At 66.8% G+C, this 19,236-nt stretch carries 14 protein-coding genes; 4 read left to right on the forward strand and 10 right to left on the reverse strand.

Translation table 11 applies throughout. The features are described from left to right. From BST27_RS22540 to glf, 8 genes are all read right to left on the reverse strand, one after another. On the reverse strand, positions 1-423 hold a 423-nt coding region (locus tag BST27_RS22540; protein ID WP_139805307.1), incomplete at its 3' end, for a PE family protein. 410 nt (positions 424-833) lie between these two features. Next, positions 834-1,745: an esterase family protein gene (locus BST27_RS22545; protein ID WP_069422384.1), complete on the reverse strand. Its 912-nt coding sequence runs from the start codon at positions 1,743-1,745 to the stop codon at positions 834-836. A 171-nt stretch (positions 1,746-1,916) separates the two neighbouring features. Further along, on the reverse strand, positions 1,917-2,951 hold the full coding sequence (gene ag85A / locus BST27_RS22550) for a diacylglycerol acyltransferase/mycolyltransferase Ag85A (protein ID WP_069422376.1): 1,035 nt from the start codon (positions 2,949-2,951) through the stop codon (positions 1,917-1,919). A 354-nt stretch (positions 2,952-3,305) separates the two neighbouring features. Beyond that, positions 3,306-5,267 (reverse strand): terminal beta-(1->2)-arabinofuranosyltransferase, encoded by a 1,962-nt coding sequence (gene aftB, locus BST27_RS22555; RefSeq protein WP_069422385.1) that lies wholly within the window; start codon positions 5,265-5,267, stop codon positions 3,306-3,308. Positions 5,268-5,283: 16 nt separating this feature from the next. Next, positions 5,284-6,201: a decaprenyl-phosphate phosphoribosyltransferase gene (locus tag BST27_RS22560; protein ID WP_069422377.1), complete on the reverse strand. Its 918-nt coding sequence runs from the start codon at positions 6,199-6,201 to the stop codon at positions 5,284-5,286. Continuing rightward, positions 6,198-6,776, reverse strand: coding sequence for a phosphatase PAP2 family protein (locus BST27_RS22565; RefSeq protein ID WP_069422378.1), 579 nt, complete (start codon positions 6,774-6,776; stop codon positions 6,198-6,200). Before BST27_RS22565 ends, BST27_RS22560 begins: the two co-directional genes overlap by 4 nt. Beyond that, positions 6,769-8,664, reverse strand: coding sequence for a glycosyltransferase (locus BST27_RS22570; RefSeq protein ID WP_069422379.1), 1,896 nt, complete (start codon positions 8,662-8,664; stop codon positions 6,769-6,771). The genes BST27_RS22565 and BST27_RS22570 overlap by 8 nt, the downstream gene beginning before the upstream one ends. Beyond that, the gene (gene glf, locus BST27_RS22575) at positions 8,664-9,911 is read right to left on the reverse strand and encodes a UDP-galactopyranose mutase (protein ID WP_069422380.1); all 1,248 of its coding nucleotides are present in this window, start codon (positions 9,909-9,911) and stop codon (positions 8,664-8,666) included. Before glf ends, BST27_RS22570 begins: the two co-directional genes overlap by 1 nt. Positions 9,912-10,125: 214 nt before the next feature. On the opposite strand from glf, the gene BST27_RS22580 reads away from it, so the two are divergent. The 4 genes from BST27_RS22580 (at position 10,126) to BST27_RS22600 (ending at position 16,318) form a co-directional block, all read left to right on the forward strand. Continuing rightward, positions 10,126-11,100, forward strand: a complete 975-nt coding sequence (locus BST27_RS22580; protein ID WP_079220135.1) for a hypothetical protein — start codon at positions 10,126-10,128, stop codon at positions 11,098-11,100. Positions 11,101-11,253: 153 nt separating this feature from the next. After that, positions 11,254-12,906, forward strand: coding sequence for an LGFP repeat-containing protein (locus BST27_RS22585; RefSeq protein WP_197518217.1), 1,653 nt, complete (start codon positions 11,254-11,256; stop codon positions 12,904-12,906). Between the two features lie 32 nt (positions 12,907-12,938). Then, a complete protein-coding gene (locus BST27_RS33940) occupies positions 12,939-14,855 on the forward strand; it encodes a spermine/spermidine synthase domain-containing protein (RefSeq protein ID WP_232007461.1) in 1,917 nt (638 codons plus the stop codon). A gap of 149 nt (positions 14,856-15,004) precedes the next feature. Beyond that, entirely contained in the window at positions 15,005-16,318 is a 1,314-nt protein-coding gene (locus tag BST27_RS22600; protein WP_139805308.1) for a cytochrome P450, read from the forward strand. A 238-nt stretch (positions 16,319-16,556) separates the two neighbouring features. Here BST27_RS22600 and BST27_RS22610 read toward each other — a convergent pair whose 3' ends face one another. Further along, a complete protein-coding gene (locus BST27_RS22610) occupies positions 16,557-17,465 on the reverse strand; it encodes an alpha/beta hydrolase (RefSeq protein ID WP_069422383.1) in 909 nt (302 codons plus the stop codon). Positions 17,466-17,520: 55 nt separating this feature from the next. Continuing rightward, positions 17,521-18,888: an HNH endonuclease signature motif containing protein gene (locus tag BST27_RS22615; protein WP_083148638.1), complete on the reverse strand. Its 1,368-nt coding sequence runs from the start codon at positions 18,886-18,888 to the stop codon at positions 17,521-17,523. Positions 18,889-19,236: the final 348 nt, after the last annotated feature.

Raw genomic sequence — 19,236 nt, forward strand, 5'->3', positions numbered from 1 at the left:
GATGCTTTGGTTACCGTCGTGAACAATGCCGGTGTAGGTGTCAAATCTGTCGCCATTAACGCCATTGCCGATCAACACACGCCCCGTCAACACCTGCACCGGCGCGTTCACCACATCGAGCACACTCTGCAACGGCGAAGCGCCCGCGGCCTCCGCAGCGCCGTAAGCATCCGCACCCGCCGCCAGCGCCCGCACAAACTGCGCCTGAAACGATGCCGCCTGCGCGCTGAGCGCCTGGTAGCTGTGCCCATGAGCGGAAAAGAGCGCCGCAATAGCCGCCGACACCTCGTCAGCAGCGGCGGCCAGCACCTGCGTCGTTTGAGCGGCAGCAGCCGCATTGGCCCCGCTCACCGCAGCACCAAGGCCGGCCAACTCGGTGGCCGCTGTTCCCAACGCATGCGGCAGTACCACTACATACGACATGTCCGACCTCCCGATAGGTCACGACGATTGGCGATTGCGGTGAAAGTGGATATTGAAACGTCGTCGACGCGCGTTCCGTGAAGAACGGTATCGACCAACTCGCCGCGCTGAAACATTCTTGTCGAGTGCTAAGAATTTTCAGATATTTGACACTTGCCTATCGAAACAACCGCTCTGACAAGCGGTTTGCGGGTGCATTCAGTGAGCGAACCACGTCGGTAGGCGGTCGATCAACGAATTCGAATTAAACGATTCCGGCATTAATGTCGACAGATTTGACACCTACACCGGCATTGTTCACGACGGTAACCAAAGCATCGGCGGTCCGATTCTTCCACCGAGGCAATCGAATTTCGGCCGCGCGCCGCAACGCGGGCCTGCGCAGCGTGCCCGTGCGAGAAGGTGCTCCGCTACCGGATGGCGCCGACGATATCGCCGGACATCGCCGCCAACTGGCCGGACCACGAACCCCAGCCGTTGTCGCCGCCGCCGGGGAAGTCGAAGTGCCCGTTGTGCCCGCCGACGCTGCGGTACTGCTGGTAGAAGGCCCTGCTGTTGCCCATCGCCTCAGCGGCGGCACCCATCAGGGCGGCGGGATTGCTGGCCCCGGGGTTCGTCGGGCTCCACACCCACACGCGGGTGTTGTTCTGCGCCAGCAGTGCGGCGTGCACCCACGGGTCGTGCCATTTCCACCGGCCCAACTGCGGAGCACCCCACATCCCGTTGCCGTCCACTCCGCCGTACTGCTGCAACCCGGCCAGGATCGCGCCGTTGGTGAAGGTGTTCGACGGGTAGAGGAAGCCGGACAACGAGCCGGCGAAGCCGAACCGGTCGGGGTGGAACGCCGCCAGCGCCATGGCGCCGTAGCCGCCCTGTGCGGCGCCGACTGCGGCGTGGCCGCCGGGTGCCAGGCCCTTGTTGGCTGCCAGCCAGTCGGGCAGCTCACTGGACAGGAAGGTGTCCCACTGCTTGCTGCCGTCCTGCTCCCAGTTGGTGTACATGCTGAAGGCGCCACCGGCCGGTGCGACCACCGAGATGCCCTTGCCGGCCAGCGTGTTGAACGCGTTGCCCGCGGTGGCCCAGTTGCTGACGTCCGGGGCGGCGTCGCAGGCGTCGAGGAGGTAGACCGCATGGGGTCCGCCGGCCAGGAACTGTACGGGTATGTCGCGGCCCATCGCTCCCGACGGAACCATCAGGGTCTCGAAGGGGGCGGCATTGGCGGTTCCTACCGGACTCGCCGGACTCCCCGCCAGCACACCGCCGAACGCGACTGCCAGCACGGCAACGCAGAGCAGCCGTAGCAGCACCGACAGACCCCTCATGTCCACCTCCATCGTGTTTCACGCGTACTAGCGGCACAGGTACGGCCCGAAAAGAAGCTAACCACACTGCTATCGATTCGATAAAGGGGCGCTAACAAGCGAATAACTAATGGCGGCGGCCCAGGTGGGCCGCCGCCATTAGTAGCGGTTCTTTCTCGAACTAGTCGGTGACTAGTTGCCGGAGTTCCCAGCAGCGGTAGCGGTCGCCGGGCCGGCGCCGGGGGTCGCACCCAGCGTGGCCTGCAGGTCCGGCTTCATGGCGTTGAGCTGCGCACCCCAGTACTCCCAGCTGTGCGTGCCGTTGGCGTCGAAGTTGAACACCGCGTTGTGACCACCAGCGGCGTTGTACGCGTCCTGGAACTTCAGGTTGCTGGTCCGCACAAAGCCCTCCAGGAACTTGGCGGGCAGGTTGTTGCCACCGAGGTCGGACGGCTTGCCGTCACCGCAGTACACCCACAGGCGGGTGTTGTTGGCGACGAGCTTGCCAACCTGCAGCGTCGGGTCGTTGCGCGCCCAGGCCGGGTCGTCCTTCGGGCCCCACATGTCCTCGCTCTTGAAGCCGCCGGCGTCACCCATGGCCAGGCCGATCAGCGACGGACCCATCGCCTGGGACGGGTCGAGCAGAGCCGACAGCGAGCCGGCGTAGATGAACTGACCGGGGTGGTCGGCCGCCAGGATCAGCGCCGACGAACCCGCCATCGACAGACCCACCGCGGCGCCGCCGGTCGGCTTGACCTGCTTGGTGGAGGCCAGGTAGGCCGGCAGCTCGCTGGTCAGGAAGGTCTCCCACTTGTAGGTGGTGCAACCCGCCTTGCCACAGGCGGGCCGGTACCAGTCGCTGTAGAAGCTGGACTGGCCACCGACCGGCATGACGACCGAGATGCCCGACTGCAGGTACCACTCGAAAGCAGGGGTGTTGATGTCCCAGCCGTTGAAGTCCTCCTGCGCGCGCATGCCGTCGAGCAGGTAGAGCGCGGGCGAGTTGGCACCTCCGCTTTGGAACTGGACCTTGATTTCACGGCCCATCGCCGCCGAGGGCACCTGCAGGTACTCCACCGGCAGGCCCGGCCGCGAGAATGCCCCCGCGGTCGCCGTACCGCCGACGACACCAACCAGCCCCGACAGCAGGGCCGCACCAACGGCACCCACCACGAGCCGGCGTGGCATACCTGTCACGGCCCGGCGAAACCTGTCAACAAACTTCATCCTTGCTTCCTCATCCTCATCTTTTAGGCGCATCCTGAAGTTCTGGGCGCTTCCTGAATAGGTAGGACTGCATGCGCAGGGCGCAGCAGTGCTCGTGTAGTCAACCACACCTTCGTGCGCACGCTCACCCCGAACGGACCCCGCAAGCGCGCCGCGGGCGGAAATCCGGGCCGTTCGCCGGTTTTGAAACAGGCTGCCGGAAACCACATTTCCGCAAGTGCCTGCGGCTCGGCGCCATCGGCTCGCGTGATGTTGTTGTGATGTTCCTGTCAAAAGTGAGGCGCGCGTCACACTTTGGGCGCATTCGGCTGCTCTGGTACCGGATTGGCACCCGGACTTGTGCTGCATCAGCGGTCAATCCCCGCGCGGCGGCGCGGGCGGCACATCCGGCACCGGAAGGCCGCATCGGGCCAGTTCAAACAGCGGCACCCGGTCGATCCGGTACTTGGTGAACGCGTAGGAGTGCAGCACGTTCGACACGAACCGGCGCAACGTCAGCGGCGCGCGAACCGAATTCAGCACGGCCCGAGTTTCGGGGCACTGCAGCGCTGCCTCCGCCTGGGCGACCCACTGCGGGTCCAGGTAGCCCGGTACACCCGGATACCACTTCACCCACGGGCCGTCGGCGATCACCCAGTCCGGGAAGAGGTTCTTGTCGTGGCCGATGCGGCCGTGTTTGAGCCGCTCGGTGTGTGCGGCCAGCGGGTTGGCCAACCCGATCTGGTCGATCACCTTGACGTCGAGCCCGACGTTCATGCCGACCATCCCCAAGTTGGTGAAAAACACTGCGTGCTGAGGCTTTTGGTCCGGCGGAATGCCCGGGGCGCTACCGGGCGGGATCATCGGCACCAGATCCCACTGGGTGTAGTTGCCCGACGGCAGCAACAGCGCGCCCTCCGGGGTGTTGTCGATGGCGACCAATATCGCGGCCATCCGCGGGTAGTCGAGGTAGTCGGCGGCGGTCAGCGGATGCGCATGCCCGGTGGCCTGCGCGTAGAAGCGCCGCTCGTCGACGATCCCGGCGTAGCTGACGTGGGTGGCGTCGTCACCCATGCCCGACGAGTTCGCCGCCCACAGCGACCAGCCCGCCACCGCCAGCCAGAGCGCGGTCACTCCTCCGAGCACCCAGTAACCGGTCCGGCGGGAAAAGTCCTTGCCGTCGGGAATCATCACCGGAATGACCGCGACCGGCGCCAACAGGCAGAACAGCGGCGCCAGCAGCACCCGGCCGTGCATGAAGTCGCCACCCTGCCGAATCCAGTAGAGCGCCTGCAGCAACCCGCTGACCAACATGAAGCCCACAACTGCCGGCGGGCTCTGGACCGCCCGCGCCACCCGGCCGTATCCGGGCGCCAGCGTGGGACGAATGTACGACGGCCGTCGCCGCGCCAGCATCAGCACGACGCCCAGCGGCACCAACAGGACGACCGGCACCCACAGCCAATAGGGCCCGTTGAAGTTCAACAGGTAGGTCCAACCCTGCGACCATTTGTCGCCGGCGGCGTCCTTGGCCAAGGCGGTACCGGGCACCAGCAGCGCGTAGTAGCCCATCCGGAAGATCTGGTAGGCGACCGGCAGGAAGCCACCGGCGGCGACGATGAGCAACCGTCGCCGCCAGGTGCGCGCCGCGATCAGCATCATGACCAGCGCGCCCCCGCCGATCAGCGCCAGTTCGGGGCGGACCAGCACGCTACAGCCGGCCACGAAGGCCAGCGTGCCGATGAACGCCCGGCTGTCCGGACGCGCCCGCAACGCCTGCGACCAGCACACCAGCATCCACCACAACAGGCCCAGGTAGGCCAGCACCAACCCACTCTCCAGGCCGGAGGTGGCGAAGTCGCGGGCCGGCGGCACCGCGATGTACACCAGGGCGCCGGCCGGCAGCATGATCGCCTGCCGACCGCGCAGGCTGGGCGCGTACAGCCGGCCCGTCCCCAACATGAGGAACGCGACGCCGAGCACCGAAAGCACCAGCGCGGCGGCCAGCGCCACATACTCCAGGCGCATCGGTTCGGCCACCCAGCTGAGCACGTACAGCAGGTAGGTCCAGATCGTCGACGTGTTCGCCTCGACCCGCTCCCCCTGGTTGAACACCGGCCCGTTGCCGGCCAGCAGGTTGCGCACCGTGCGCAGCACGATCAGCCCGTCGTCGGCGATCCAGCGACGTTGCCAAGCACCCCAACCGAACAGCGCCGCGACCACGGCCACGCTGACCCACAGGCTGATCCGGACCGTCTTGTCGTACGGGAACGCCGGCCGGGTCAGTTTGACCGCAGGCCGAGCGAGCTTCGTGGACGCCAGCCCACGAAGCTGCAACGCCTTGAATCTCTCGCTAGCCGAAGGCAACAGCAGCACCGACGGTCCCGATCCACGCCAACGCCAGCAGCTGCAGGACCCGGTCGCGCAACGCGATGTCCTCAGGTTCACCGGCCAGCCCACCGTCGACGTCGACGGCGTACCGCAGGATGGCGATGGTGAACGGGACCATCGATACGGCGAACCAACCCGCCGAGCCCTGGTCACGGTCGAAGGCCCACAGCCCGTAGCAGACCACCACAGCGGTGGCCGAGAGCGTCCAGACGAAGCGCAGGTATGTGCTCGTGTAGCTTTCGAGCGACTTGCGGATCGCCGCGCCGGTGCGCTCGGCGAGCTGCAGCTCGGCGTAGCGTTTGCCGGCGACCATGAACAGCGACGCGAACGCCGCCGTCAGCAAAAACCATTGGGATAGCTGGGTGTTGGTGGCCGCGCCCCCGGCGATCGCCCGCAGCAGGTACGCCGACGACACAACGCAGATGTCCATCACCGCTTGATGTTTGAGGCCGAAGCAATATGCCAGCTGCATGGCGAGGTAGACGGCCATCACCACGGCCAGGTGCGGCGTCAACCACCAGGACACGGCCAGCGATGCCACGCCGAGCACCGCCGCCAGGACGTACGCGAGCCACTCGGGCACCACGCCGGCCGCGATCGGGCGATAGCGCTTGGTCGGGTGTTCGCGGTCGGCCTCGACGTCGCGTACGTCGTTGATCAGGTAGATGCAGGAGGCGGCCAGGCTGAACACCACGAAGGCCACCCCGACCTGGAGCGCCAGGCGGGTGAGGTCGTACTGCGCACCGCGGCCCGCCGCGCTCAGCGGCGCCGCCAACACCAGCACGTTCTTGACCCACTGCCGCGGACGGATCGCCTTGATGACCCCGGCGACCAGGTTCGTCGGCGGTCCGGTCACGGGGGTAGCCAGGTCTTCACTCAACGGGCCGTACCTCCTTGCCGACGTCCCTGCAGACCGTTATCCACGCGCACGACAGCGCCCGCCACGGCTGCGCCGAGCGCCACACCTGCGGCCACGTCACTCGGGTAGTGCACCCCGGCAAGTATTCGCGACAGCGCCATCGGCGGCACCAGGACCGGCGCCAGCGGCAATCCGGTTGCCCTGCCCAGCAGGATGGCGGCGGCGGTGGTGGAGGTGGCGTGTGCTGACGGAAAGCTCAGCTGACTGGGCACCCCGACATTGACGGCGACGGCGGGATGGCTTGGCCGTTGGCGGCGCACCACCCGTTTGACCACGACCGCTGCCGCATGCGCGGCGAAAGCGCCTACCGCGGCCACTATCCAGTCCCGTCGGGAGCCATGGCGGCGCGGCGCGGCGACCGCGCCCAACAGCGACACGATGACCCAGCCCAGGCTGTGTTCGCCGAAGTGCGACAGCGCCCGCGCCGCGGGCAACACCCCGGGTCGCCCGGCCAGCGCCGACTGGACGGCCACCATCGCGGCGATTTCGCCGCGCGGCGGCTCCCCTGTCGGATCTAACGACTCGGCGTCAGCCATGCTTTGCTGCCGCGTCGCCCGCCGGTAGCAGCACCGACTCCCACTTCTGCTTGCTGGACAGCACGGGCAGCGCGTCCCGGTACGTCTTGCGCATCTCGTCGAATCGACGCAACAGCTGGCGCTGGCGACGCAGCGACGCGAACAACAACGAGAACATCTTGGCCCGGTCACGCTGCCGGTAGACCACCCCGCACCCGTCGGCGGTGGTGACGGTCACGCCGTCGACGGTGCACAGCCGGAACCACCGCGCGTCCTGCGTCGGCACGTTGTACTCGGGACGCTCGTGGGCGGCCGGGTCGGCGGCCTTGAGGTTGTGCAGGATCCCCCGGGCCAGCCGGTAGCCGATCGACACCGGATTCACCGGCGGCTTCATCTCTCTCACCCGGTTCGATGGTGGCGGCAGCTCGGTCGCCGCCGGCAGCACTACCGCGTCGGGGTACTCCTTGCGCAGTCGATGCACCTCGGGCAACCCGGATTCCAGGATGGAGAAGATGTGCTCCGGTCCGGCCAGGAAGTCGTCGATGGCCCGGTTCTGAATCGCCACCGTCGAATATTCAAGGCAGGCAAGGTGTTTCAGGGTCGCCTTGAGGTGGCTGCGGACCAGGCCGCGGACGTCGCCGTCCCAGTGCATCGCCGCGACCACCAGCCGGTTGCGCAGGTGGAAGTAGGCCTGCCAGTCGATGGCGTCGTCCTTGTCGCTCCAGGCCATGTGCCAGATCGCCGCGCCGGGCAGCGTGGCGGTGGGGTAGCCGTGTTCGGCGGCCCGCAGCCCGTAGTCGGCGTCGTCCCACTTGATGAACAGCGGCAGCGGCTGGCCCAGCTCCTCGGCCACCTGGCGCGGGATCATGCACGTCCACCAGCCGTTGTAGTCGACGTCGATGCGGCGGTGCAGGAGTTTGCTCTTCTCGTCTTTGTCGTTGAGCGGATATTCAGCGAAGTCGTGGTCGTATTCGGCGTGCGGCGCCGCGGTCCACATGAAGTTGGACCGGTCCACGACCTCGCCCATGATGTGCAGGTGTGACGGCTCCTGCAGGTTGAGCATCTGGCCGCCCACCAGCATCGGGGTCTTGGCGAACCGACTCAGCGCGAGCACCCGCAGGATCGAGTCCGGCTCGATGCGGATGTCGTCGTCCATGAACAGGATCTGTTGGCAGTCGGTGTTTTTCAGCGCTTCGTACATGACCCGGCTGTAGCCGCCGGAGCCACCCAGGTTGGGTTGGTCGTGGATGGAGAGCCGGTTGCCCAGCCGCGCGGCCGCCACTGGGAAGTCCGGGTGGTCGCGCACCTTGCGGGTGCCCTGGTCGGGCACGATCACCGCGCCGATCACCTCGTCCACCAACGGGTCGTCGGTGAGCGCGAGCAGCGCGTTGGCGCAGTCCGCGGGCCGGTTGAACGTCGGGATGCCGACGGCGACATTGGCCTGCCCCGGCGCCGGGATGGGGGCGTACCAGCCGCCGCTGTGCAGGGTGACGTCGGTGTCGGTGGTGATGTCGAACCAGATCCAGCCGCCGTCTTCGAACGGCTTCAACGGCACCTCGACCTCGACCGTCGCGGGCGCGTCTGTGCCATCAAAGCTGCGGCCCCCGATGGAAATTCGCGCCCCGGTGGCCTTGGTCCGGTAGAGATCCACCCGGCCGGAGCCGGACAGTTCGACGCGCAGCACCACGGACTCGCAGATCGACCAGCGGCGCCAATAGCTGGCCGGGAACGCGTTGAAGTACGTCGCGAACGAAACTTCGGATTCCCTGCCGATCTCCAACGACGTGCGACTGGTGGCGTGCGCCCGCCGCGCGTTGGTGGTCGACTCCTCCAGATACAGCTTGCGTACGTCGAGGGGTTCGCCGGGCCGCGGCAGGATTATTCGGGAGAGCAGGCTTACGGCAGTCATCAGGAAGATTCTCCGGTCGGTGACGATGCAGGCCGCGCAGCGGCCTGAGGAGGAGGCGGCCCATCCGGCGCCGTTAGCGGCACGCCATCGCGCAGATGCGGCGCAAGGACGTTGTCGTACATGTTCAAGGCGCTGGCGATGGCCATGTGCATATCCAGGTATTGATATGTACCCAGACGGCCGCCGAACAGGACCTTTGCGGACGCCGTCTCGGCCTTGGCCCTGGCCCGATATGCGGCCAGCAGCGCACGGTCGCCTTCGGTGTTGATCGGATAGTAGGGCTCGTCGTCGTCGTTGGCGAAACGGGAGTACTCGCGCATGATGACCGTCTTGTCGGTCGGGTAGCTGCGCTCGGGGTGGAAGTGGCGGAACTCGTGGATGCGGGTGTAGGGCACGTCCAAGTCGTTGTAGTTCATCACCGGAGTGCCCTGAAAGTCCCCGGTCGGGAGCACTTCCAGTTCGAAGTCCAACGTGCGCCAGCCCAGCCGCCCCTCGGCGTAGTCGAAGTAGCGGTCCAACGGCCCGGTGTACACGACGGGTGCGTCGGGGTTGGCGGCGCGCAGTTCGTCGCGAACCTCGAACCAGTCCGTGTTCAGCCGCACCTCGATGCGCTCGTCGGCGGCCATGTTCTCCAGCCAGGCGGTGTAGCCGTGGACCGGCAGGCCCTCGTAGGTGTCGTTGAAGTAGCGGTTGTCGAAGGTGTAGCGGACGGGCAGCCGGGTGATGTTGGCCGCCGGCAGTTCTTTGGGGTCGGTCTGCCACTGCTTGGCGGTGTAACCCTTGACGAACGCTTCGTAGAGCGGCCGCCCGATCAGCGAGATGGCCTTTTCTTCGAGGTTCTGCGCGTCGGCGGTCTCGATCTCAGCGGCCTGTTCGGCGATGAGCTTGCGCGCCTCGTCGGGGGAGAAGTATCGGCCGAAGAACTGCGAGACCAGCCCCAGGCCCATCGGGAACTGGTAGGCCTGCCCGTTGTGCATGGCGTAGACCCGGTGCTGGTACCCGGTGAACTCGGTGAACTGCCGCACGTAGTCCCACACTCTCTTATTAGAGGTATGGAACAGGTGGGCGCCGTATTTGTGGACCTCGATGCCGGTTTGCGGCTCGGGTTCGGAATACGCGTTGCCACCGATGTGCGGTCGCCGCTCAACGACGAGCACACGCTTGCCGAGTTGGGTGGCAACGCGCTCGGCGACGGTCAGGCCGAAAAATCCGGAGCCGACGACATAGAGGTCAAAGCGAGCGGTCATCGGTTGCCTAGGGTATCTGACCTTGCTGCCAAAACCCGCTTGCGGCGACGTCCCGCGCGAGGTTCATCACACGTCACGCTTATGAACCGCTCGCGTAGCGATTGCCTCACGATTCGATCTCGCCACTCTAGTCACAAGAATCTCACTCGTACCATCGATCCTGTGGGTTTGAGTTGACGCCACATCTGTAATTTCAAATGCTTAGGAGACTTTCGTGCCGAACCGACGCCGACGCAAGCTTTCGAAAGCCATGAGCGCGGTCGCAGCCCTGGCAGTCGCAAGTCCGTGTGCATACTTCCTCGTCTACGAAGCGACCGCGGCCAACAAGCCGGTGGAGCACCACGAGTTCAAGCAGGCCGCCAACATCGCTGACCTGCCGAACGAGCTGATCGGGGCGCTCTCGCAGGGGCTGTCGCAGTTCGGCATCAACATTCCTCCCGTGCCCGCACTCGGCACGACCGGAACCACCGGACTGGGCACCACTCCCGGCCTGGGCACCAGCCCTGGCCTGGGTGTCAGCCCCGGCCTCGGCGCCACCCCCGGACTGGGGACGACCCCCGGACTGGGGACGACCCCCGGGCTCGCCAGCCCGGGCCTGACCAGCCCCGGCCTGCCCCCGACGGACCCGACCGGAGCGCTCGGGACGCCGGGCGCCACGCTGTCGCCGACGACGGGCCTGCCCACCACCGGCCTGCCCGCCGCGGGCGTGCCGGCCACCGGAGTCAACCCCGCGCTGACCAGCCCGGTCGGAATTGCCCCCGGTGCCGCCACCGGCGTCGGCGAGGTGCCCATCACCACTCCGGTCGGACTGGACCCCGGCGTCGACGGCACGTACCCGATCCTGGGCGACCCGTCATTGGGCGCCGGCACCGGCCTTTACCCGGTGACCCCCACCGGCACTGGTGGCGGCAGTAGCGGCGGCGGCGGACTCGTCAACGACGTCATGCAGTTGGCGAACCAGTTGGGCGCCACGCAGGCGATCGACCTGATCAAGGGCCTGGTCATGCCGGCGATGATGCAGGGCATCCAGAACGCCGGCGGAGCCGCTCCGGCAGGCGCCGCACCGGCCATCCCCGGCGCGCCCGCACTGCCGGCGGTTCCCGGCGCACCCGCGGTACCCGGTGTCCCGGCCGCTGCGGCGGCGGTTCCCGCGGCTCCCGCCCCGACAGATCTCATCCCGGTCACCTAACAACTCCAACGACCTGTCACCTGACGGCACCGCAGAAGTCACGCTCGGCCGCCCGCCCAGCACCTAATCCTCTGCGGTGTCGTCGACATGTTTCGTCCCACTAATGCCGTGTCGTCTCATATGAAACATTAGGCACAGAAGTAACATCGCCTGGTGCTCTCCCGTAGCCGCGCACCGACGATGCTGCTCACCGCTGTCGCGACAACGGTGGTCATCGTCTCGGGGATGCTGCACAGCCCGCTCTTCGGGAGCAACCACGCGCGGCCGACGACGAACCAAGACACCAGGCTCAGCGAGCAGCCGCTGGTCGGGCTAGGTGGCGGCGAGACCGTCCGCGAACTCACCCAGGACACCCCGTTCTCCCTGGTCGCGCTCACCGGTGACCTGTCCGGCACTTCCACCCGGGTGCGCGCGAAGCGCCCGGACGGCTCGTGGGGACCCTGGTACCAGGCCGAGTACGAGACCGCATCGCTCGAGGGCACGGGCGCCGACGGCGGCTCCGAGGGGCCCCGGGGCACCTCTCCGGTGTTCGTCGGTAGCACCACGACCGTGCAGATCGCGGTGACCCGACCGGCCGACGCTCCAGTGACCCAGGCACCGCCCGGGCCGTCCGCGCACGACTCCGCGCATGGCGGCCTCGGTTACCGTCCCGCCAGCAAGGAACAGCCCTTCGGGCAGAACCTTTCCGCCATCCTCATCACCCCGCCGCCGCTGGCGCCGTCCGAAATCCACTGGACACCCCCCACCGGGGTGACCATGCCGGGCCAGGCGCCGCCGATCATCAGCCGAGCGGAATGGGGCGCCGACGAGTCACTGCGCTGCGGAACCCCGCAATACGACCCGGGAATACGCGCCGCCGTCGTGCACCACACCGCGGGCAGCAACGACTACTCGCCGCTGGAATCGGCCGGGATCGTCAAGGCGATTTACACGTATCACAGCAAGACGCTGGGCTGGTGCGACATCGCCTACAACGCGCTGGTCGACAAGTACGGCCAGGTGTTCGAGGGCAGCGCCGGCGGGCTGACCAAGGCGGTCGAGGCCTTCCACACCGGCGGCTTCAACCGCGACACCTGGGGTGTGGCGATGCTCGGCAATTTCGACGACATGCCACCCACGCCGGTCCAGCTGCGTGCCGTCGGCCGGCTGCTCGGCTGGCGGCTAGGTCTCAACGACATCGACCCCAAGGGCGAGGTGGACCTGCAATCGGCGGGCAGTTCCTACACCGTGTTCCCGGCCGGTGCGGTGGCCAAGTTGCCGACGATCTTCTCGCACCGCGACGTCAGCAACACCCACTGTCCTGGCAATGCCGCCTACGGACTGATGGACGAGATCCGCGAAATCGCGGCGCATGTCAACGATCCGCCGCCAGAGCTGATCAAAGCGCTGGAGGGTGGCGCGATCTACCAGCACTGGCAGGAAATGGGCGGAATGAAGAGCTATCTGGGCCCGCCCACATCCCCGGAGGGCGACGCGGAGGGCGGCGCCGTGTTCGTGACCTTCGCCAAGGGCGCGATGTACTGGTCGCCGGCGACCGGCCCGCAACCCATCACCGGCGCGATCTATGACGCCTGGGCGTCGCTGGGCTACGAACGCGGCCCGCTCGGGTTGCCGACCGGCGCCGAGTTCCAGGAGCCGCTGTACATCGCCCAGAACTTCCAGCACGGGACGCTGAACTTCGAGCGGCTCACCGGCAACGTCTTCGCGGTCGTCGACGGGATCAGCACGCCGGTGGCCACCCAACCGCCCGCCGGTTCGACGGTGCCGGCCGAGCACTTCACGCCGCCGACGAATCCGGAACCCTGAGTCAACTGGCCGCTGGCGCTAGTCTGCGTCGTGTGCCCGAGACGCCGTATCTGACGATCGACCTCGAGCGGGTGCGCGAGAACTTCGTCGCGTTGCAGGGCCTGTTGCCGCACGCACGGATCCGCTACGCGGTGAAGGCGAACCCCGCCCGGGAGGTCTTGTCGCTGCTCGCGGCCGAGGGCGCCGAGTTCGACGTCGCCTCGCTCGGCGAGATCGACGCATGCGGTGCCGCCGGCATCGACGGCGGGCTGCTGACCTTTGGCAACACCATCAAGAAGGCGTCGGCGGTGCGGATGGCATATGCCCGCGGGGTGCGGCGGTTCTCGTTCGACACCGCGGACGGCGCCGCCGCGCTGGCCGAGCACGCGCCCGGCGCGAGCGTGGAATGCCGTATCGCACCGGCGTTTCCGTCGTCCGTCACGCCCTTCGGCCACAAGTTCGGCTGCGATCCCGGTGACGCCGCGGCGCTGCTGGAGGGCGCGCGAAGCCTGGGGCTGCGCCCCGAGGGCGTGTGCTTCCACGTCGGCTCCCAGCAGCTTGACCCGGCGGCGTGGGAGCTCGGAATACGTTGTGCAGCGGAGGTCTTCGATCAGGTGGGTGACCTCACCACGATCAACCTCGGCGGCGGATTCCCCGTTGCCTACGCGGATGCGGTGCCGGACCTGTCGGCCGTTGCCGACGCGATCGCTGCCGCGCTGGCGCGCCATTTTGGTGATGGCTTGCCACGCCTGGTGATCGAACCCGGCCGGGCAGTTGTCGGTTCGGCCGGGACGATCCATTCCGAGGTGGTCGGGGTGCGCTCCGGCACCGACGGGCGGCGTTGGGTATACCTCGACATCGGGCGCTACGGCGGGCTCGCCGAGACCGAGAACGAGTACATCCGATACCGGCTGCGCACCGACCGCGACGCCGATCCCGTTGCCGACGCCGTCGTTGCCGGCCCGACCTGCGACGGCGACGATGTGCTGTACCAACGCTATCCATTGCCGGTGACGCTGCGGTCCGGCGACCGTGTTCAGATCGAGGCGGCCGGCGCGTACACGGCCAGCTACGCATCGACGGAGTTCAACGGATTCGCGCCGTTGCCAACGTATTTCGGTGACACTGCGGCGCCAACGGCCCGAGAGATAGTGGAGCCGCTCGGGCGGGGCCTGACTCGCAATTGGCGCCTGTCCGAGGTGGTGTGCGAGGTGCGCACCGAGTTCCAGCATCTGGTGATCGGCCGGACCGAGCAGGGCATCGCGTTGTTCAGCGATGGCGAGCGGCAGAGCACCGAGTTCAGCCAGCTCGTCTACCACGAAGCGCTGCTGGTGCCGGCGCTGCTGCTGGCGGACAAGCTGGAACGGGTGCTGGTGATCGGCTCCGGGGAAGGCGTGGTGAGTCAACTGGCGGTAGCCGCCGGAGCCACACACGTCGACCACGTCGACATCGATCGCGAAGCGGTTCGGCTCTGCGCGGAGCACCTGCCGTATGGCTACAGCGTCGACGAATTGCGAAGGGCGGAAAAAGGTCTCGGCCCGGTGTCGGTGCACTACCGCGACGGCTGGGACTTTGTGGATCGGTCCACCGTGTCGTACGACGTCGTCGTGGTCGACCTGCCCGACGAGCGCAGCGAACCCGCCCAACACAACCGGCTTTACGACGTCGGGTTCCTGGAAAGGTGCCGCAAGATCGGCCAGGTGGTCGTCGGGCAGGCCGGGTGTCCGACGTTGTGGCGCAACGAGACGCTGCACCGGTCGTGGCGGCGATTTCACGAAACCTTCGACAACGTCGTCTATTTCGGTAGCGACGAGCACGAGTGGGCGTTTCTGTCTGGAGTGTCCGGACCACTCGATGATCCCGTGGCGACCATGTCCGCCCGGTTGGCGACGCTTCCCTATCAGCCCCGCACCATTGACGCCGCATCGCTGATCGCCTGCACCGTGCCGCCGAAGGCATTGCGCGGCTAGGAGCTCAGGGGTCTGGCACCCCGCCGCCACATTGACTCTGCGCCCAGGGCGACAAAGTGCGAGTAACCACCGCCCAAACCGCAGCATCAACGCGGGACAGGCACGATCGGCTATTCCCAGGACGCGGACCAGGCCCTAGCGTTTTCGGCGTGGCGACCGATCTGCTCAAGCCTCCGCCGCGGGCCCTCGTCTCGGCGGCGCGCAGTTCCGTAGGCGATATCTGGCGTCCGGTGGCGACCGGCGGGTACCGCGATCTGCGTCGGCCGCATCCGCGCTCAGCACCCGCGACGCTGCCGCGCACGACATTCGACCCCACGCTGGCCCGGAACATCCCGGACCCGTATCCCGATTTTCAGCGGATTCGTGAGCACCCCGTGGTGGTCAATGAGCGGTTGGGCGTGTGGATGCTCGGCCGCTACGACGACGTGCACGCCGCCATCCGCGCCAACGACAAACTCTCGTCGCGAGACGGCGTGATGCTGCGTTCTTTCGTGGCCAACATGGTGGTCTTCGCCGATCCCCCGGATCACACCCGGTTGCGGCACGTCGTCGCTCCGATGTTCAACAAGCGGGCCGTCCAGACCTGGACGACCGACATCCGCGAGTTGGCCCATGAGGCGATCACGGGCCTGAACGCCGGCAATGTCGTCGATATGGTTCCGGCGCTCACCGTTCCCATGCCGATCAACGTGATCGCCAGAATTCTCGGAATCCCCCGCGAGCAGTGGCCGGGATTTCGCGCGGTCTCGGAAAAGTTCGCACAGATCTTCGGCCCCCAATCCTTGTCCGGCATGGTGCGTTTGATGGGCAATGCCATGCAGGCATACCTGCGCCTGCGCTGCTTTTCGGACGCGGAAATGCGCCGCCGCGCAACGCATCCCGCAGACGATCTGTTGACTCGCCTGCAGGCGGCAACGATGTCCGGTGAACTCACCGAGCAGGAGGCCTTCCTCTACGTTCTGGTACTGCTGGTGGCCGGCAACGAGACGACCACAAACCTGTTGGGGATGCTCCTCGTCAGGCTCGCTGAGGATCCGGAGTTGTTCGCCGAGCTCAAAGCCGACCGCAGCCTGCTCCCCGCCGCGGTCGAGGAAACCGCACGCTGGGGCTCGCCGGTTCAGTGGGCAGCCAGAACGGCGATCACCGACTACCACGCCGGCGACACGGTAATTCCCAGCGGCGCAAAGGTCTTGCTGTTCTACGGCTCGGCCAACCGTGATCCCGCCAAATTCCATGAGCCCGACCGCTTCGACGTCCATCGCGAGACCACCGGACACGTCGCGTTCGGTCACGGGCTGCACTTCTGTATGGGCGCTCATCTCGCCCGGCTTGAGGCGGCGACGGCCGTCGACTGCCTGCTCGATGAGGTCGACAGTCTCGAACTGGCGGGGCCGGTGCGGTGGAGCACCACGCCGTCGTTGCGCGGGCCGGTGTCCGTGCCGTTGCGGCTCAATCGGCGCTGACGATCGAGTCTCTCCCGGCGATCATGCCGGTGCGGTTGGTGACGCTCGCCTGGCGGCGCCGTGCCTCAGAAAGCGGTTCGCGGCTAGGGGATTTCGTCGTCGTCGCCGTATGTAGGAGTTCTTGTGGGTGGTGGAAGGTGTTGGTGCGGGGTTCGCCGTGGTCGAGTTGGGGTGGGGGGATCCATTACACCGGGACCGTCAACACGCTATTTCTGGTGCAGCAGGGTTGCGCCTTGCATCAGCTGGGCGCGACGACTCCTGGGACGGCGCGCTGAAGGAAATCGATTTCGTCGGCCTTGACCTGGGCGTCGAGATAGAGCTCAAAATGGGTACAGGCGTAACGCCGGAGTTCACCCCGCGGGGCGCGTTGTGCGGCCTTGACGGCGGGCGCGGCGGGCGTGATCGAGTCGCTGTCAGATACGCACACCAGTAGCGGCATCGCCAGCCGCGACGCCTTGAGTCCTGGACGCCGCAGGCTGAGCCGCAGCGTCACGGCAGCTGAAACTTCGTTGCGCCACAACCCTTTCGGCGATACCAGCGCCTCGAAATGCAGTTTCGCGTCGGGTGCGGTTATCGCTGCAAGCGTGCCGGGGTCGCCAAAGGCAGGCACGAGATGGGGCGGACGGCCGCGCCAGGCGGCGACCTGATCCCGCAGGCCCGCCACGACAAGCCGGACGACATTCTTCAGCGGCACCCACCTGCGCGAGGCCATCAGGGTGGGAATCCCGTCAGTGAACGGCACCTGGGCGATCACCGCAGCGATACGGGGATCTGTCGCGGCCACCTCCAGCACATGACCTCCGCTAAATGAGGTGCCCCACAGCACAATTCGTTCCGGATCGACTTCGTCGAGCTGACGTGCCCACTCCACGACCGCCCGGTAGTCAGCGATCTGGCGGTCAATGTCGAGCAGTTGACGCGGCTGGCCGCTGGATGCACCAAAGTGGCGGTAGTCGAAAAGGACGACCGCATAACCTGCAGCGCGGAACGCCTCGGCGTAGGCGGGTAAACCGTCGTCTCGGGTTCCCGAGAAACCGTGCGCCATCACCACGCAGGGCAGTCTTCGGTTCGCGCCCTCAGGGCGATATACGTAAGCCGCGAGCCGCTCATCATCGGATGGGATGTGGACATCTTCGCGTTGCGACACGGCTGTTCGCACCTCCCGGAGACGGGCTCGACAAATCCGAACGATACACCGCTGGTCAATCGGGTCCGTCATCATTTTGTCCACCAAGCAGCTTGCCTGGGTGGTGGAAGGTGTTGGTGCGGGGTTGGCCGTGGTCGAGTTGGGGTGGGGGGATCCATTCGGTGTCGTTGTTGGCGTTTTTGCGGGTGGTCCAGCCTTTGTCGAGGAGGCGGTGGTCGGGGCCGCAGGCGAAGGTGAGGTCGTTGACGTCGGTGGTGTGGCATTGCGCCCAGGGGGTGACGTGGTGGACTTCGGCGTAGTAGCCGCTGACTTCGCAGCCCAGGGCTGAGCAGCCGTGTTCTTTGCCGTAGAGCACGATGCGTTGGCCGGGTGAGGCCAGCCGTTTGGTGTGCTGCAAGGCGATGGCTTTGCCGTTGTCGAAGACCGCCAGGTAGTGGTGGGCGTGGCGGGCCAGGCGGATCACGTCGTTCATGGGCAGCAGGGTGCCGCCGCCGGTGAGGCCGCAGCCGGCGGCGGCTTCGAGGTCGTTCAGGGTGGTGGCGATGATGATGGTGGCCGGCAGTCCGTTGTGCTGGCCGAGGTCGCCGCTGGCCAGCAGGGCGCGTAGCCCGGCCAGCAGTCCGTCGTGGTTGCGTTGGGCGGCGCTGCGCTTATCACCTTGGATGGCGTCTTGGGAGGGGGTGCCGTCCACACAGGGCTTTTCCTCGGCGTTGTTGCACATGCCGGGGGCGGCGAGTTTGGCCAGCACGGTTTCGACGGTGGCGCGGGCTTCGGGGCTCAGGTAGCCGCTGATCGGCGACATTTTGTCGGGGCCTTGTTTGCCGATGATCAGGCAGCGTTTGCGGGCGCGTTGTTGTTCTTCGGTGTAGTCGCCGTCGGGGTTGATGGTGTCCAGGGTTTTCTGGGCGAGTTTTTCCAGTTGGTCGGGGCGGTAGTCGCCGCCCAACTTCGCCAGGTCGCGGTCGGCTTTGGTGCAGGTGTCCACATCGACGCTGGCGGGTAGGTGGGCGAAGAACTTTCTGATGACCCGGATGTGGGATTCATCGAGGTGGCCCTGGCGTTGGGCTGCGGCGGTGGCCGGCAACAGCGGTTCCAAGGGTTGCCCGCTCATCGCGCGGCGCGGTCCCAGGTCGGCGGCTTCGGCGATGAAGCGGTTGGCTTCGCCGCGGGTGATGCGCAGCCGGTTGGCCAGTACCCGCGGCAGTTTGCCGCCCAACTCCTCCTCGCCCACTTGGGTGCGCAGGTGGTTGATCAACGCATGTCGCGCCACCGGCAGGCGGCGCACTTCGGTGAGCAACGCCTCCAGATACGTCATGGTTTCCCGCCCGCTCAACGCATCCGGGCACACGTCGAGCACCGCCGAGACCGCCTGCTGCAGTGACGCGAACGCCTCCGCAAACGCCTCGGAACTACTCGAACTCATGTTCGAATTGTACGTCTGGGGTGTGACAACAGTCCCGTTAACGAAAGGCTGGTGAACAGGAGCCCACGCCATGTCGTTCGTGGTCACAGCGCCCGCGGCAGCCACCGCTGCGGACCGCCTTCGACAGGATCCTCATTCCGCCGCACCCTATGACCGCGACGATCCGCCGGCCGGGAATCCCCGCTACCGTCCGCCGCTTCGGCACGCCGTTCATGGGAGGAGCAACTCGCGCTCGCCACCGAACCGCAACCCCTAACAAAAAGACTCACAAGATCGTCTGCCGGTTCGGAAAGTCCGCTGCGCGAACACTAATGCGGCAATTAGGAAACGAGACCCTCATTCTCCGGC

Origin of the sequence: Mycobacterium intermedium, assembly GCF_002086275.1 — a bacterium.
In the GTDB taxonomy this organism is placed as follows: domain Bacteria; phylum Actinomycetota; class Actinomycetes; order Mycobacteriales; family Mycobacteriaceae; genus Mycobacterium; species Mycobacterium intermedium.